The sequence below is a fragment of the Synechococcus sp. genome (assembly GCF_982614295.1).
Genome location: NZ_CEXBMR010000004.1, coordinates 24332 through 40985, shown reverse-complemented (window position 1 = coordinate 40985; position 16654 = coordinate 24332). Strand labels below are relative to the sequence as shown.

Genomic DNA, 16654 nt, shown 5'->3' with positions numbered 1-16654 from the left:
ACTCCGGATCTTGCCATTGCAAATATCCCTCCAGGGCTGAACCATCTGGCAACTGGATACGCAGCTCCCGCTTTTCGCGGATCCATTGCTGCAGTAGCCGCACACCTGGCAGGTTTGTATTCATTTCCAGCTGTGGGCTAGAGGCCATACCATCAAGACAGCTTCAGTGCAGCAATGCAGTTTCGCAAGTATCAGGGCTTAGGCAATGATTTTATTTTGATTGACGCCCGTAAAACTGAATCACCCCCGATACATCCAGATCAGGCACGCTTGTTGTGCGATCGCCGCTTCGGTGTTGGCGCTGATGGGTTGATCCTTGCTCTACCTCCACAGGGACTGGGTGATGTGCGGATGCAAATAATTAATGCAGACGGTTCTGAGGCTGAAATGTGCGGTAATGGGGTCCGCTGTTTTGCTCGATTTCTGGCCGACCTCGATGGCGCCACTCCATCCGGTTCGTGGCGGGTAGAAACACCTGCAGGCATCATCGTTCCGCAGCTTCTAGCCGATCAACAGGTTTCGGTAAACATGGGGGAACCTTTTCTATCCCCCTCGGCCATTCCCACGAGCATTGATGTTGGTGAATTGCTGCCCGAAGCCTGGTTGGAGGTGGCAGGTGAGCAGCTGCTTGTGGCTGCTGTTGGCATGGGCAATCCCCATGCAGTGGTTCAGGTTGATGACCTTGATCTAATTGCTTTTACAGAATTGGGTAGTGAGTTGGAAATACATCCTGCTTTTCCCGCCCGCACGAATGTGCATTTCGTTCAGGTGATTTCGCCAAACCAGCTGCGAATGAAGGTTTGGGAACGTGGCGCTGGCGCAACTCTTGCCTGTGGTACTGGCGCGTGTGCCGTTTTGGTTGCAAGCCATTTGCGTGGCGCTTGCGCTCGTGAAGCTGATATTGAGCTGCCTGGGGGCTTCCTTCATATTCGCTGGGACGAGGACAACCATCTGCAAATGGTTGGGCCTGCTGAATTTGTTTTTAGTGGTTATTGGTCTATAGAAGAAAATACAGAATTGCAATTCACTAAATCTATTGATTGCTCAATTGATTGCAGCCAGGGCTGCCTAGATCCTGAAAATTGCCCAAGCGCCAGCGCTCGCGCAAACGCAATGGCAGTGTTGGATAAATTTTCGCTAAATCAATTGGTAGATCTAGCCAATGAGTCTATTGAGCAACGCACAATCAAACGTATCAAAGGTGGTTGATTCATTGCTTTATTTAGACGCCTGCGCTGCGGCCCCGCCCCATCCACTGGTGTTGGCAGTTATGGCTGAATATCAGGCTGATTGCTGGGCGAATCCATCTAGCCTCCACAGTGCTGGCCTTATGGCCGCCGATCTTTTAGAACGAAGCCGCCTTGAGTTGGCTGCCCTAGTTGGGCTTAAGAAAGGGGAGGTTATTTTTACTTCCGGTGGCACCGAAGCAAATAATCTTGCTCTCTTTGGGGTGTGCAGGCGTTTAACTCCTGGCAGATTGCTGCTTTCACCCCTTGAGCATCAATCTGTAAGAGCCCCTGCCGCTCAACTTCGATTAGAAGGCTGGCAAATTGAATTGTTACCCGTTGATCAGCAGGGGCTTGTGAAGCTGGAGGAGCTGGAGAAATTACTTGAGCCTCCCACCCGTTTGCTTAGCCTCGTTTGGGGTAGCGCTGAAGTGGGAACGCTTCAACCAATGGCGGCTGTAGCAGCACTCTGCAAGGCGAAGGGTGTTTTGCTCCATAGCGATGCGGTTCAGGTGGCAGGGGAGGTTTTAGTGGATTTAGAAGCAATTCCAGTTGATTTACTTTCTGTATCCGCCCATAAATTCCAGGGTCCGCGTGGGGTTGGGGCTCTGTTGCTCGCTGATGGCATCGAACTACAGCCGCAGATACGTGGTGGTGGTCAGGAGGGGGGGCATCGATCCGGCACTGAGCCGGTGATCTTGGCTGCTGGCATGGTGAAGGCTCTTGAATTGAGACAAACATGCCAGCCCCATCCAGCTGAGCAGTTGGCTCAGTTGCGGGATCGCTTAATGGAGCAGTTGCTGGAATTAATTGGCGTGCGCCTCAGCGGACCATCCAATCCCAAGCAAAGGCTTCCCCATCACCTAAGCCTGCTTTTGAGTAGCCCAGAAGGCGTTCCCCTATCTGGCAGATCGATGGTGCGCGCAATGGCCCGTGGAGGCGTTGCCTGCAGCAGTGGTTCCGCCTGTAGTAGTGGTAAAGAATTAGCCAACTCAAATTTGTTAGCCCTTGGCTTGAGTGATGCAGAAGCAGCCAGTGGCTTGCGCTTCAGCTTTGGACCATGGCTTGAGCCTTCTGATCTAGATGAAATACCAGCTTTATTTGAGCGCTGTTTGGTTGAACTATCGCTGAAAAAATTGCAATGAACTTGCCTAGCGATCTTTTTAGCGCCGAAACTCAGCTGTTAGCTGCGCTATTGGCAGCCATAAAAGCAGAACCAAAGGGTCGTTGGAGTGCTGAATTGCGCTTTGAAGGGCTGCGAATTCTGCCAGTTGCATTGCGGCTTCTGGCAGAAATAAAAAACGCATCCTTTGCTTGCTCATTGGTATTTCCTGATGCCGGCGCCAGTGCCCTAGCTAAGCGAGATGCACCAAATATCGCGAGCAGCTGTTCAAACCTCAATGATTGGCTGAATTTGCAGGAAGCAAACCAAAGCAACAGCGCAGATTTATTGATTTTTGTGGCTCCACTCCCTCCTGATTACAGCGCTGTGGAAAGTATTTGCCAGAACCACGGCGGTCCGTTGCTTTTACTGAACGGCAGATTGGAGGATGCTGCCGTTGGTATTGGCAGCGTGGCGCGGGCTCGCAGAAAGGGTTTTCTCGCAACATGGCAAAACGCTTACAGCCTTCAACCGTTGTTAGAGGCGGCTCTGCTGCATGCATATCCAGATCAGTGGTTTCTCTTCAAACAAGGCGATAGCGGTTTTGTGCCAGTAGCTGCCTTTGATAAAAAACCAGCCCCTGAAGAATTAGACGAAGCCCTTAGTAATCCTTTGGGCCAGGGATTAAGGGCGCTTGATCGATTTTTGAATGAGTTGAGCTAACTCCACCTAAGCTCTGGAAACTGTTTTTAACACCATGGCAGAGAAGCCAAGCAATTTTTTGAAGCGTTTAAACCCAATAGATCTTGGCGCTGCAGCTGCAGTATTGCTAGCCGCCGTGGGTGTTATTTGGAGCCCCAAACTTGCTGGCAGCGTTGCTAGGGCAACCGGAGGCATGAAATCAGTGCTTGTAACTGTTGATGTGAAGGGTATTCCTTCCGAGAACCCCAATGCCTTGTTAAGCAAAATCAGAGCTGACGCTAAAACGAGCCTCGTGATTCGTAATCAACCCCACGGAAGCGTAGATATCAAGCAAGTAACAGCAATAAACAAAAGAGTTGTAGTGGTGCTCCCCAGCGGCGTTGTTACCACTGCTCCAGATCCGAATGCAAGTGGTTTTTCCACACTTGATGCTCGTTTTGTGCTCCGAGGCGATGGCCAGGTAAGTAAAGCCGGCGTTGTATTAGGTAATCAAGCTTTAAAAATTGGCTCACCTGTTGAATTAGATGGCGCCACCTATAGAATTAAAGGAGTAGTTAGCAATGTTCAAATTATAAACCCCTGATATGTTTAATTTAACTAAAGCCTTGTGGGCAACTGGTTTACTTGCAAGTTGTAATTTAGGCGCTCAATTTAGTTCTGTTAGAGCCCAGCAGCTTGAGCCGCCAACCCTGCCGCTGCTAAGCCCCATGGGTTTACCCATGCTGCAAGCCCAGGTGATGTGCCCTCAATTGCAAAGGGGGGTGCAACAAGCTGTTGGGGCAGAGGCTGCTGTGTGGAGCATCAGTGTGGCCGATTCCAGCGGTCGATTACTTGCCGATATAAACGGTGATCGACCTCGCATACCCGCCTCAAATCAAAAACTTTTAAGCACCGCTATTGCCTTAGATCGTCTGGGGCCAGATCACCGCCTTAACACCGAGCTTTGGCAGTTACCAGATGGCTCTTTCCGGCTTTTGGGCAGTGGCGACCCCAGCCTTGGCTTCTTGCAACTAAAACGTTTCGCCAAGTTGGCCTCAGGTTCTGGCGGCAGCAGTAACTCTGGCAGTGGCCTTGTGCGCCTTCAGCTGGAGGAAGAACCCGCCAGTAGATGGTGGCCCCAGGGTTGGTCGCTGGCAGATCGCAACTACGACTACGGAGCTCCGATCACGCGGCTCGCGCTTACCTCAAATGCTGTTGATATGTCGGTGCAGAACCCCCCTGCCCGCATGAAGCGCCTGCTCAGCCAGGAAATTGGCCGTAATGGACGCACCGCAATGATTAGTTCAATTCCAGCCGGTAGTACAAAACCAGCAGACAGCATTTTACTGCTAAGCGAATCATCAAAATCGATGCATCACTTACTCAGCTTGGCCAATAGTGAAAGCCACAACTTCACAGCAGAGGTGCTGCTTCGCGAAGGCACCGGCAGCTGGAACTTGCCAATCACCCAGCGACGCACCTTGGAGTGGTTGCAGCAGCAAGGTTTGCCCATACAAGGGGTGGCAATTCAGGATGGTTCCGGACTCGATCGGGGCAACCGCGTTACCAGCAGGTTGTTAACCGCTCTGTTGCTACGCATGGCCCAACATCCCTACGCCAAAAACTACCTTGCAAGCATGGCCGTTACTGGCCAGAAGGGCACTCTGGCTTCTTATTTTCGAGGTACCGAATTGGAGGGCAGGTTTAGCGGTAAAACAGGCACAATCAGCGGCGTTAAAGCAGTTTCTGGTGTGCTGAGCACAGCGGATGGACCTGTTTATGTGAGCATGATTTCAAATGGGTCTGCTGCCCCGGTTACTGTGATGGGAAGGGTTTTGAAGTTGGGTATGGGGGCAGGCCATTGCCGCCAGTTGGGTTTTTAAGCAGAACGGCGGCCAATTTTGCGAGCGTTACTGCGATTTGTTGATACGGAATTCCCCTGATCTGGCGGAACCTCAAGATCACTGCTTTGCAGCCTTACAAGCTCGCGTCTACCAGCGATAACCACTTTGCCCATCTCCTGCAAGCGACTATCTAGTTCGCCAAGCACTTGCTCGGCATAGCGATTAGCACCTTGCTGCACAGTGGCCGCTTCTTGACGACTGCGCAAAAGCAAGGCTTCAGCTTGTTGCTGTGTAGTTTGACGGAAATTAAGTGCTTCTTTTTGCAGCCGCTCTGCTTCTGCTTGGCTTTCTTGCTGAAGCCTGATGGCCTCTTGGCGTATTTGTTCTAGTTCTTGGAGTGATTGCTGGCGGTTTCGTTCGTGGGCCTCAGCCGAACTGCGTTTCATTTGTTGGTGTTCCTGCTCTAACTGTTGGAAACGCGCACCAGCCTCCTGTTCCAACTGCTGACGTCTTGCTGCAAATTGCTGGTCCATCTGGGCCACTCTTGCTTGATGTTCCTGTTCGGTTGCAGCAACTTGCCGCCTTGCTTGTACAAGCAGTTGCTCTCCTTGTTGCCTGGCCTGTTCGCGCACTTCGGCTCCTTGGCGCTCCGCCTCTTGTCGAACGCTGGCACCGTTAATCAAAGCATCTCTCTCCCTACGGGCTTGGCTAATAATTTCTTCAGCCTGCTGGCGTGCTTGCGCCAGGTAAGCCTCTTTTTGACGCATCAGTTCAACGGCCTGATCCACCTCCCTAGGCAGTGATTGGCGAACCGCATCAAGTATTTCAACAGCGTCTTGCTCGTTAACCAGGCGACCACCGGAGAAGGGAACCCGCGTTCCCTCGAGCACAATTTCTTCTAGCTGATCAAGCTGATCGAGTACTTCCAATCGAGCCTGGGCCATCTGGTTCTCGCAACATCACTCCTGTTGATTAAACAGCTCGATCAGATCGATCGCCACCATTTCGGGCACCATATGTGCCACATCACCGCCAAAACGGGCCACTTCCTTAACAACACTGCTACTTAAAAAGCTGTGGCTCACAGCTGTAGCCATAAAAAGTGTGTCCACAGCAGGGGAGAGGCTGGCGTTTGTATGGGCCAATTGCAACTCAAATTCGAAATCGCTCAGGGCTCTTAAACCCCGGAGGATTACGCGTGCCTGCTCTTGCAAAGCAAAATTAACGGTTAAGCCAGAAAAACTTGTGATCCGCACCTGGGGGAGATGGCTTGTTGCGATGCTCAGTTGTTGCAAACGTTTTTCAAGGCTAAAAGTGGGCTGCTTATTTGGGTTTTGCAGCACTGCCACCACCACTTCATCAAAAAGAGCGCTGGCCCTTTGAATTAAATCGAGGTGCCCAAGGGTAACTGGATCGAAACTACCTGGATAAACGGCCCGCATGCTTATGGGGTTGCTCTCCCTAGAGTGACGCAACGCGCTCCAGGGGTTTCCATCACAGGGCTGAAGGCGGGCCACCAGCCACTCATTCAGGATCCAGCTCGATTGGAGGCTTTGCTTAAGGCTCTGCCAGTAGAACCAGGCTGTTACTTAATGCGTGATGCTGAAGATCGCATCCTCTACATAGGTAAATCAAAAAGTTTGCGCAGCCGAGTGCGTAGCTATTTCCGTGATGGACCTTCTGATCGCCCCAGAATCAACTTAATGGTTCGCCAAGTGGTGGAGATTGAATTCATTGTTACCGATAGTGAGGCTGAGGCGTTAGTTCTTGAATCAAATCTAATCAAGAACCACCAGCCTCATTTTAATGTACTTTTAAAAGACGATAAGAAATATCCCTATTTGTGCATCACGTGGAGCGAAGATTATCCGCGTATATTTATTACAAGGCAACGCAGATTCCGCCGCGCGAGTGATCGTTTCTACGGGCCATATGTCGATGTTGGTTTGTTGCGGCGCACCCTAGCAATCGTTAAGCGAGTATTTCCTCTGCGGCAACGGCCTCAACCCTTGCATCGAGATAGAACCTGCCTTAACTATGACATCGGTAGATGCCCTGGCGTTTGCCAGGAAAAAATTTCTGCAGAAAATTATAAAATAATAATCCAAAAAGTTGCAATGGTATTTCAAGGCCGAAATGATGAGCTGCTAGATTTACTACAACAGCAAATGGTTCGTTATGCCGAACGTCTTGATTTTGAAGCAGCCGCACTCGCGCGCGATCAATTAAAAGGCCTAGAGCTACTTACATCTGAGCAGAAAGTTGCCTTACCAGATTCTGATATCAGTAGGGATGTGATTGCATTAGCAAGTGATGATCGTGTAGCTGCAGTTCAATTATTTCAGGTTAGAGCAGGTAAATTAGTTGGACGTCTTGGCTATACAGCTGATGCCGAAGCGGCATCCCCCGGCGCGATTCTGCAAAGGGTGCTGGAGGAGCACTACAGCCAGGTGGATCCGGTGGAAATTCCCCCTGAGGTTTTACTGCAACATCCCCTGCCAGAGCAGGAATTACTTGAGGCCTGGCTGCGGCAGAGACGGGGGCGCAAGGTAACCCTGCTGAATCCGCAACGGCAGCAGAAAGCCGAACTAATTGAGATGGTTGTGCGCAATGCCAGTTATGAATTAGTTAGGGCGCAGCGCAATGCTGAACAGCAGCATTTAGCCCTTGAGGATCTAGCTCAACTTCTAGAATTAGAGCATCCTCCCAGACGTATTGAAGGTTTTGATATCAGCCATATTCAAGGCAGCGATGCAGTGGCATCCCAGGTGGTATTTATCGACGGACTTCCCGCGAAACAGCATTATCGCAAATACAAAATTCAAAGTAGCAGCATTCAATCGGGGCATAGTGATGATTTTATGGCGATGGCGGAAATTATGCGCCGCAGGTTTAGACGCTGGAGCCAAGCAAAGCAAGGGGGCGCTGATTTAAATGAATTGCGGCGCCGTACCAAAACAACATTGCAAAGCGATGGTTTAATCGATTGGCCTGATGTTGTGATGATCGATGGCGGTAAGGGACAGTTATCTGCAGTGATGGAAGCACTTAGAGAATTGGATTTGGCTGATGAGTTAGTGGTTTGTTCACTTGCCAAACAAAAAGAGGAAATATTTACCCCAGGTGCTTCTAATTCTTTAAATACAGAACCTGATCAATTAGGGGTAGTTCTCTTGAGACGGCTGCGGGATGAAGCCCATAGATTCGCGGTTGGATTTCACAGGCAACAGCGAGGAGAGCGTATGAAGAGATCCCGTCTTAGCGACATTCCAGGTCTTGGACCTAAACGTGTAAAAGATCTGCTTGCTCATTTCCGTTCAATTGATGCAATTCAATTGGCTACAGCTGAACAATTAGGGGGATGTCCTGGGATGGGCTCAGCATTAGCTAAACAAATTTACGATTATTTTCATCCAACAAATGATGAGGAAACCGCTTAGACCATCGTTACAAATTCCTCAGAAATACTTGGATGTAATGCCATCGTTCTATCAAAATCCGCTTTGGTTGCGCCCATCCCTACTGCAATTGCAGCCATCTGAATAATTTCAGCTGCATGGTTGCCAACCATGTGGCACCCTAATATTCGATTAGAGGTTTTAGCTACTACAAGTTTTAATATGCACCGAGGCCCAACGGCAGGTAAGGCTTGCTGCAAGCTACGAAATTTGGCTTTATATATAACTATATTTTCAATTCCAAACCTGTTAGTGGCCTCATCTTCACTCAGGCCAACACAGGCAAATTCAGGCTGCGTGAAAACTGCTGTAGCAATAATCTCGTGGTTTACAACCCTTTTGATTCCTGCAAATACATTATCGGCAACTGCCCTACCTTCGTCAATCGCTACCGGGGTTAAATTGACCCTATTTGTAACATCTCCCACTGCATAGATATGTTCGATATTTGTTTGTTGGTATTCATTAACTATTATCCGATCCTTTTCATGGGTGATAGCTGCCGCTTCCAATTGTAAATTTTTTATAAATGCACCCCTCCCCGCAGCCTGTAATACCGCCATGGCATTGAAACTCAGTTGCTCTCTAGCAGTGGAATCGGAGTTATTGCGAGTGCAATTAACATTGTATTTATTTCCCTGCTTTTGGATGCTATTGGGTGAGCAACCAAATTCTAATTTAATGCCTAATTCTTGCATTTCAGTTTCTATAGCTTTTACCAATTCTGTGTCAAATTCCTTCAGAAGCCTATGTTTTCTCACGATTTGAGTTACTTTAATGCCAAGGCCAGCTAAAATACAGGCAAACTCGCAAGCTATGTAGCCTGCTCCAATAATTAAGATCGATTCTGGCAATTGCTCTGCCTCAAAAAGATCATCACTTACCCAGCCCAACTCTCCCCCTGGAATATTTAATCGTGCTGGAGCTCCTCCCACTGCAATTAATATATTGCTGGCACTTACGCATCGTTCCCCAACTTTAATAGTATGCGCATCTACAAATGAAGCCCAACCTGTTATTAATTCGATTCCTGCACTCTCAAGGGATTTAATATATATATGATTAAGCCTATCTACTTCCCTGCGTACATTTGCCAATAATATTTGGCTATTGCAGCCATTATTTTTTATATCCCACCCATAACTTTCTGCGTTTTGTAAAGTTTCTTTGTATTCAGATCCATACACTAAAAGTTTTTTGGGCACACAACCTCGAATCACGCAGGTGCCCCCAACTCTATTGCCTTCAATGATTGCCACTTTTGCTCCATGGCGTGCGGCTCGTTTGGCAGCTGCAAGTCCCCCTGAGCCGGCGCCAATCACCAGAAGATCAAAATCCATAAGCTAATCAAGCAACCCATTCATCTTGGTTCCTCGCAGTGGCAGTTGGCATTTGGGTGCTGAATGATCAGCTACATCCGTTGCAAGCGGCTTTGGCATCCTGCAAACCCAGCGATGCGAGGGTTCTATTGGTGGAATCCCTATCTGTTTTAAATGCCGGGCCCCATTTGCAGAAGCAGATCTTTTTTTGGTCTGCTCAACGGCATTTTGCGGATGAATTGCGTTGTGCGGGTTGGAGGGTTGATCTTGTGGAGGCCCCCAGCTACGCAGAAGCTTTGACGGGTTGGCTCACAAGCCACGGCATCAGCGAACTTCGGGTGATGGAACCAAGTGATCGCCCTATCCACAAGGCGATCGAACGTATTGCCGCCCAGCTGGAAACTCAGCCTGATTGGCAGCTGCGTTGGTATCGCAATAATCAATTCCTCTGGAGTAAGGCTGAATTCGCTGAATGGGTGGGCACTAAAAAGCAATTGCGGATGGAATTTTTCTATCGCGAGGGCCGTAAGCGTTTTGATCTGCTGATGGCAGCTGATCAACCTTTAGGGGGCGAATGGAACTTCGATAAGGAAAATCGCAAACCACCGCGAGGTGGGTTGATGGGCCCGCCCGCCCTGTGGTTTGAGCCCGATAGCTGCACAGAAGCAGTGATCGAAAAACTATTGGAGTTGCAGGATAAATATCAACTCACAGGCGCGGCGCGGCCTTTTCGTTGGGGTGTTAATAGGCAGCAAGGCCTGGATGTGCTCGAGCATTTCATAGCTACACGGCTTGCAGATTTCGGCCCATATCAAGATGCAATGGTGCAGGGTGAAGCAACCCTCTGGCACGCACTAGTAAGTCCTTACTTAAACCTTGGCTTGTTGCAGCCCCTTGAAGTTTTGAAACGCCTTGAGCAGGCGGGCCTTGAGCAACAGGTGCCGCTGGCCAGTTTGGAGGGGGTGATACGTCAAATACTTGGCTGGCGAGAATTTACCCACGGCCTCTACCAGCATTTCGACGCCAACTACCAATTTTCAAATGCTCTTGAGGCCACAGCTCCAATACCAACTTTCATCACTAATCTTGGCGGAAGCGGTATGCAATGCCTAGACAGCGTTTTGGCAGAACTGGCTAGCAGCGGCTATCTCCATCACATCCAGCGTTTAATGGTGCTTGGCAACTTAGGTCTTTTGGCAGGCTGGGATCCCCAGGCATACGTTGCTTGGTTTACAAGTCAATTTGTTGATGCCCACGATTGGGTAATGCAAACAAATGTGCTTGGTATGGGGCTTTGGGCTGATGCTGGAAAACTCGCTAGCAAGCCCTACGCCGCTAGCGGCAAATACTTGCAACGTATGGGAACCTATTGCCAAAACTGCCGTTTTGATCCAGCTAAACGCAGCGGACCGGATGCTTGTCCTTTTACAGCCCTCTATTGGAATTTCTTAGATCGCCACTCAGAGCGTTTTCGCAGCCATCCGCGGATGGCATTAATGATTAAACAACTAGATAAATTCAGTAGCGAAGAAAGATTTGCCATTGCTGCAACCGCGGCAGGTTATGAATGGGCTCAAAGCGGTACTAACAAATGAGCTTGCATCTTTCAGCTGAAGCTTATCTTTGGTTTAAAACACTTCATATTATCGGTGTTGTTGTATGGTTTGCTGGTCTTTTTTACTTAGTAAGACTTTTTATTTATCATGTAGAGGCAGAAGAGCAGGCAGAGCCTCTCCGCCAAGCTTTTGAACAACAGTTTGGTTTGATGGAAAAGCGTCTTGCAAATATAATTACTACCCCTGGTTTGATTGTAACAATTGTTGGTGCAGCAGGTTTACTAATTGGCAACCCAGGCTGGTTATCTCAAAGTTGGTTGCATGCCAAACTTGCTTTTGTAGTAGTTCTTTTAGGCTATCACTGGTTTTGTTATCGCCTGATGGGTTTACTTGCTCAGGGAAAATGTGAATGGAGCGCAAAACAGTTACGCGCTTTTAATGAATTGCCCACCTTGCTGTTAGTAATTGTTGTGATGCTGGTGGTATTCAAGAATCAATTTCCCACCAGTGCTGCAAGCTGGTTGATAGTGGGGCTGGTGGTTTTTATGGCTGGCACTATTCAGTTCTATGCCCGCTGGCGGCGCCTGCGGGCAGAACGGGAGGCGAGCCATGCTTCTTGATCACCCTTTGCGCTTAGTGCTCTCTTCAGTTACGAAGGAAAGTTGCCCCAAGACACTCAATTTTCACTGCCACACCCTTTGTAGTGATGGAAGCCTCTCGCCAAAAGCTCTAGCTGAGCAGGCTGTGCAGATTGGGCTTGAACACTTTGCTGTTACTGATCACCACAGCCTTGAAGCCTATCCAATTATTAAAAATGAATTAGCGAGATTTCAAGCGGCTGGTAAAGCGGTTCCTACTCTTTGGAGTGGCACTGAAGTGAGTTGTGTTCTTGAAAATTGCTTGGTGCATGTTTTAGCCCTTGGCTACAAACCAGATCACCCCGCCATGGCTCCATACCTAAGGGGGGATGCGGTGGTGGGGGAAAAATTGAATGCCTCTTCAGTAGTGAAAGCTATACAGGCAGCTGATGGCTTGGCTTTGCTTGCCCATCCCGCCCGCTATCGGCTCAATTTCAAGCTGTTGGTGAAAGCGGCAGCGGCACTCGGCTTTGATGGGGCAGAAGCCTGGTACGACTACGAAATGCAACCTCGTTGGCGCCCAAGTGCTCATGTGTGTGATCGGGTGGCTGCTCTAGCTAGTGAACTCAACCTTTTGCATAGTTGTGGCACCGACAGCCACGGATTAAGCCTGTTGGGCCGCTAAATTTACTTTTAGTAAATATGGGTGTTATGGGATTCTTCGATCGCTTCCGCCGCAAGCCCAATGAAGTGGAGCCAGACAAAAGCTTTTTCCTAGAACCAGATAGTGCTGGCAGCCTCGGCGACGTTAATTTCATGCGTCGCCCTTACAGCATTCGGCGCACCTTTCCTGGCACCGCAGCAAACCCAGGTCTCAAGGAACGCATTGAAGAGGTGGATTCGATGGCATCACGGCTCGAGAAGGTTTCTGACGGACTTCCAGAAGCGACAGTGAGCGAGCCAAGCTCATATAACAACGATGTGGTGCCAAAGCCAGTTAAAAAAACCTTCGCTCAACAAATTAGTCAGGAAGAGCTTGAAAATCGCATGAGGGGTTCTGCTGTTTCAGGCACAAATGTGCCTGGTAGCGCATCAAAGAAGCCCGTTGAACCTGAAAAGATTGCTCCGCCAGTGGCCCGTTCTGCCAAGCCTGGATCAATAGATCCCTTCAAGAACATGCTTAAAGACCTGGGCTAATTTCGCTATTTTTGACAGTTTCAATATTTTTATCTGTTGTTAGCACCAATTCTTTCAAAAACTGCAACTGTTCTTGTTCTGGATTTTCCCATAAACCGCGATTACTTGCTTCAAGTAGACGTTCTGCCATATCGCGTAATGCCCACGGATTGCTCTGTTTTATTGTTCTCTGAACATCAAGATCCTCCAGCCATCGTTTACAGATTGCGCCATAGGCCCAATCTGGCACTAAATCAGTGCAGGCATCGTAGGCAAAGAGATAATCAAGGCTAGCAGCAAATTCAAAGGCTCCCTTGTAGCCATGCTTTTGCATTCCTTCTATCCAGCGAGGATTTAAGAGCCGGCTGCGTATAACTTTGTCTAATTCTAGAGCTAAAGGTTTTGGTCTTGGCCGTTCAGGTTGAGAGTGGTCGCCAAACCAGAGTTGGGGATCACTGCCCCGAATACGCCGCACTGCAGCAGCCATACCGCCATGAAATTGGTAGTAATCGTCTGAATCAAGTAGATCATGTTCGCGATTGTCTTGGTTGTGCAAAACAACTTGCACTTCTTCAAGGCGTTTTTCCAAGCCGATGCGATCTGCAACTGGCTCTTCACTGGCCTGGTAACGCCATTTACTCCAGTTTAGAAAAGCTTCAGCTAGATCATCTTTGCTTTCCCAATTTCCACTTTCGATCAACCCCTGCAAACCAGCTCCATAGGCTCCAGGGGCTGAACCGTAAACCTGGCAACCGCCGCAACCATCCGCCTGCTGTTTAACGATGTGATTCGCTTCCTTGAGCCAATGTAGTAGTTGTGGAAAAGCATCTCTAAAAAAGCCCGAGATTCGTACTGTTACATCAACTCTTGGCCGGCCAAGAAAATTAATAGGGATCAATTCGAGCCCCACCATTCGCCGATTGGGGCCATCCCATAAAGGCCGAACCCCCATAAAGGCCAGCACCTGCGCTACATCATCTCCACCACTGCGCATCGTGCTGGTGCCCCAAATTGAAATGGCCAAATGGGTTAAGTGATCACCTTCGGCCTGAAGATGTTGCTCGAGAAGGGAGTCTGCAGCTTTTCTACCGATATCCCATGCCGCCTCCGTTGGCACTGCTCGTAGATCTACTGAATAGAAATTTCTTCCCGTTGGAAGAACTTCAGGCCTGCCACGGGTTGGAGCTCCAGAAGGACCAGCCTCAATGCGTTCCCCCCGCAGAGCAGCGAGCAGATTGTGGCGTTCTAAGGGGGCGCAACCTTTCAACCTTGGGAGTAAATCCCGATTGATCTGAATCAGCTCTGCTGCAGTGTTGCTGCCAGGAGCAGCAACTAATCCAGCGAGGCAACTGGCTGCAAGATTCTCAAGTGCGGTGATGCCATCACCCTGGGTGCGCAGAACCATTTCTGGAGCAATCGCTTGAAGCCGTTGCTGATCTGCTGATGTGAGTAGATCAGCTTCGGCTGCTGTTAATGGATCGAGGCAGAGGCAAAGATCTTTTGCAAGAGCGCGGCTAAGGCCAATGCGGCTGGAGCCGGGGGAACGGGCAATTGCCAAAAGCAATTCAGTTTCAGCAGCAGTTGTGGGCGCACAGCCATAAATGTGCAAACCAGTTCGTATTTGTGCTTCTTTTAATTCACACAAGTAGCCATCAACCCTGCTTATTTTTTCATTGAAATTGTCGCTAAAAAATGAATCAATATTACTATTTTGAATGCCAATTGTGGTATTTAATTTTTCTAGATCTAGGGCTTGCATTTTCTCGTTAAGCTTTTCTGTTAATACCTCAACTCTATTGCTTGCCATGGTGGATGCTTCCCAGTATTCATCAACTAAGCCTTCCAATTCAGCGAGTTCGCGATATAATCCAGCCCTACCTAAAGGAGGGGTGAGGTGATCTAAAATAACAGCCTGGCTGCGGCGTTTAGCTTGGGAGCCTTCGCCGGGATCATTAACTATAAATGGATAAATATTTGGTAGGGGTCCGAGGGCTATTTCAGGAAAACAATTTTTAGATAGGCCAATACCCTTTCCGGGTAGCCATTCTAAATTTCCATGTTTACCAAAATGAATAACAGCATTTACTTTGAACACTTGCCTAATCCATAGGTAATGGGCCAGATAACTGTGGGTTGGAGCTAAATCAGGGCAGTGATAATTCAAGGCAGGGTCGCGGTCGTATCCCCTGCTGGGTTGCAACATAACTATTATGTTGCCAAAAATTAAACCGCAAATAGGAAATTTTTGTTTATCAAGCCCTTGATCATTTGTAGCCTTTCCCCAGCGCTCTTCAATTAATTCTTGCGGTTCCTGAGCCAGTTGGGAAAACCAATCCTGATATTGAGCTAAGTCCAGTTCAGCGCATGGGGCTAGGTGCCAGCTTTCAGGATCAGGGCTGCGAGCTTCTGTTAGGGCTTTGATTAATTCATCACCATCAATTGGCAGAGGCTTTTCTCCAAGTTGATAACCCTCTGCCTTGAGCCAATGCAGCACTTCCACAACGCTGGCTGGTGTATCTAGGCCCACACCATTCGCTAGGCGACTGTTGCGGCAGGGGTAATTGGCTAAGACCAGAGCAATGCGTTTTTGGCTCTCGGGTGTGCGGCGTAATTGCACCCAAGCAGCAGCTAACGCTGCCATCCAATCCAAGCGTTCCACATCGGGGCAGTAGCGCTGAACAGCACATTCGAGGGCGGTGTCAGCCCGATAAAGCTCCTTAAAACAACCAATACGCCCAGTGATGCGGCCATCAAGCTCCGGAAGAGCTACCTGCATGCTGAGATCTAAGGGGCTGAGGCCAACGCTGCTGGCGGCCCAGCGTTGTTTGGGAAGGGTGCTGCAAAGCAATTGCAACACCGGTACGCCAAGACTGCGCCAAAGGGGTGCACCCGCCTCTGCTTCATCGGCCTTCACCGAAGCAAATCCAGTAGCGCAGAGCACCAATTCCACCTGCTCTGCTTTAAATAATTGCCTTACCCCCTGTTGAACCAATTCATCCCTCAGGCTGCTAACCAGTAACAGTCGCGGACATAAACCTGCAGCCCTAATTGAAATTAAGCAACTATCTAATAGCTCGAGATCGGCGCTATTCCAAAGAGCTCGATAGAAAAGGAGACCTACTCTCGCTCCACTATCCATACACCAGTTGTAAGGCAAAGGATCTGGTTGGGGTATTGGTTTTGGCGTTTCCATTGGCTTTCCTTCAAGCCATTGGCTGCAGCACGTCAACACTTGAGCCATATTTTCAGGGCCCCCTTCCCTCAAGCTGCGCCCGATAGCAAGGCTTAAAAATTCCGGAAAGTTTCCAAGGCTTGCCAGTTCAGCTTCACCCTCAGCGGTGCCGCTAATGATTAAAAGACCCCTTTGATCGCTGGCTCTAGCCCATTCCCTCAGTTGTTCGATGCCGTAGCTCCAATGGCCCCGCCCCCCCAGCAAGCGAACCAGCACTAATTTTGCTTTCACCACAGTGCTGCGCAGGTAGTGGTCTACAGCGGCTGGATGTTGCAGCGCTTGCAGGTTTAAACCCCGCAAAGCCATCTTTCTGCTTTGGTTAGCCAGCAGGCTTAAGTCGCTATCAGCGCTGCTGAGAAACAAAAAAGGTGCAGCCGATTGCTCCACTAAAAAAGGTTCCTGGCTACTTAGGTCGCCAGGGATAGCTGCCAATCTGTGCATCTAGCCATCATCCCTGGCAAGGGGATGAGAAGATCAAAGCA

Annotated in this window: 15 protein-coding genes; 10 read left to right on the top strand and 5 right to left on the bottom strand. The window is 49.2% G+C overall.

Features of this window, described 5'->3' with window-relative positions; genetic code table 11:
• Nucleotides 1-124: Hfq-like protein (locus AC2JC8_RS01440; RefSeq protein ID WP_484594084.1), on the bottom strand; the 124-nt coding region annotated here is incomplete at its 3' end.
• Nucleotides 125-174: 50 nt separating this feature from the next.
• On the opposite strand from AC2JC8_RS01440, the gene dapF reads away from it, so the two are divergent.
• Genes dapF through AC2JC8_RS01415 form a run of 5 tightly spaced genes read left to right on the top strand, consistent with a single transcriptional unit; the run spans nt 175 to nt 4892 of the window.
• Entirely contained in the window at nt 175-1209 is a 1035-nt protein-coding gene (gene dapF, locus AC2JC8_RS01435) for a diaminopimelate epimerase (protein WP_484419739.1), read from the top strand.
• Nucleotides 1202-2371, top strand: a complete 1170-nt coding sequence (locus AC2JC8_RS01430; protein ID WP_484419738.1) for a cysteine desulfurase family protein — start codon at nt 1202-1204, stop codon at nt 2369-2371. The genes dapF and AC2JC8_RS01430 overlap by 8 nt, the downstream gene beginning before the upstream one ends.
• Nucleotides 2368-3051, top strand: a complete 684-nt coding sequence (locus AC2JC8_RS01425) for a DUF1995 family protein (RefSeq protein ID WP_484400226.1) — start codon at nt 2368-2370, stop codon at nt 3049-3051. The genes AC2JC8_RS01430 and AC2JC8_RS01425 overlap by 4 nt, the downstream gene beginning before the upstream one ends.
• Nucleotides 3052-3085: 34 nt before the next feature.
• Complete coding sequence (locus AC2JC8_RS01420; protein WP_484400225.1) at nt 3086-3613, top strand: DUF4330 domain-containing protein; 528 nt, start codon at nt 3086-3088, stop codon at nt 3611-3613.
• A 1-nt stretch (nt 3614) separates the two neighbouring features.
• On the top strand, nt 3615-4892 hold the full coding sequence (locus tag AC2JC8_RS01415) for a D-alanyl-D-alanine carboxypeptidase/D-alanyl-D-alanine-endopeptidase (RefSeq protein ID WP_484594075.1): 1278 nt from the start codon (nt 3615-3617) through the stop codon (nt 4890-4892).
• On the opposite strand, the gene AC2JC8_RS01410 is transcribed toward AC2JC8_RS01415, so the two are convergent.
• Both AC2JC8_RS01410 and coaD read right to left on the bottom strand, forming a co-directional pair.
• Nucleotides 4889-5797: a hypothetical protein gene (locus tag AC2JC8_RS01410; protein ID WP_484400223.1), complete on the bottom strand. Its 909-nt coding sequence runs from the start codon at nt 5795-5797 to the stop codon at nt 4889-4891. The two genes, AC2JC8_RS01415 and AC2JC8_RS01410, sit on opposite strands and share 4 nt — an antisense overlap.
• A gap of 15 nt (nt 5798-5812) precedes the next feature.
• Complete coding sequence (gene coaD, locus AC2JC8_RS01405; protein ID WP_484594083.1) at nt 5813-6295, bottom strand: pantetheine-phosphate adenylyltransferase; 483 nt, start codon at nt 6293-6295, stop codon at nt 5813-5815.
• Between the two features lie 60 nt (nt 6296-6355).
• Here coaD and uvrC point away from each other — a divergent pair, with 60 nt between their 5' ends.
• Complete coding sequence (gene uvrC, locus AC2JC8_RS01400; RefSeq protein ID WP_484400250.1) at nt 6356-8293, top strand: excinuclease ABC subunit UvrC; 1938 nt, start codon at nt 6356-6358, stop codon at nt 8291-8293.
• Here uvrC and gorA read toward each other — a convergent pair.
• On the bottom strand, nt 8290-9651 hold the full coding sequence (gene gorA / locus AC2JC8_RS01395; protein WP_484594074.1) for a glutathione-disulfide reductase: 1362 nt from the start codon (nt 9649-9651) through the stop codon (nt 8290-8292). The two genes, uvrC and gorA, sit on opposite strands and share 4 nt — an antisense overlap.
• Nucleotides 9652-9689: 38 nt before the next feature.
• Here gorA and AC2JC8_RS01390 point away from each other — a divergent pair, with 38 nt between their 5' ends.
• From AC2JC8_RS01390 to AC2JC8_RS01375, 4 genes are read left to right on the top strand one after another with little or no spacing between them, the layout of a single operon-like run.
• Nucleotides 9690-11225, top strand: a complete 1536-nt coding sequence (locus AC2JC8_RS01390; RefSeq protein WP_484594073.1) for a cryptochrome/photolyase family protein — start codon at nt 9690-9692, stop codon at nt 11223-11225.
• On the top strand, nt 11222-11806 hold the full coding sequence (gene hemJ, locus AC2JC8_RS01385) for a protoporphyrinogen oxidase HemJ (protein WP_484400218.1): 585 nt from the start codon (nt 11222-11224) through the stop codon (nt 11804-11806). The genes AC2JC8_RS01390 and hemJ overlap by 4 nt, the downstream gene beginning before the upstream one ends.
• Complete coding sequence (locus AC2JC8_RS01380) at nt 11796-12449, top strand: PHP domain-containing protein (protein WP_484400217.1); 654 nt, start codon at nt 11796-11798, stop codon at nt 12447-12449. Before hemJ ends, AC2JC8_RS01380 begins: the two co-directional genes overlap by 11 nt.
• A gap of 26 nt (nt 12450-12475) precedes the next feature.
• A complete protein-coding gene (locus AC2JC8_RS01375; protein ID WP_484419736.1) occupies nt 12476-12961 on the top strand; it encodes a hypothetical protein in 486 nt (161 codons plus the stop codon).
• On the opposite strand, the gene cobN is transcribed toward AC2JC8_RS01375, so the two are convergent.
• Nucleotides 12945-16613, bottom strand: a complete 3669-nt coding sequence (cobN, locus tag AC2JC8_RS01370; protein ID WP_484400214.1) for a cobaltochelatase subunit CobN — start codon at nt 16611-16613, stop codon at nt 12945-12947. The genes AC2JC8_RS01375 and cobN overlap by 17 nt on opposite strands.
• Nucleotides 16614-16654 lie beyond the last annotated feature (41 nt).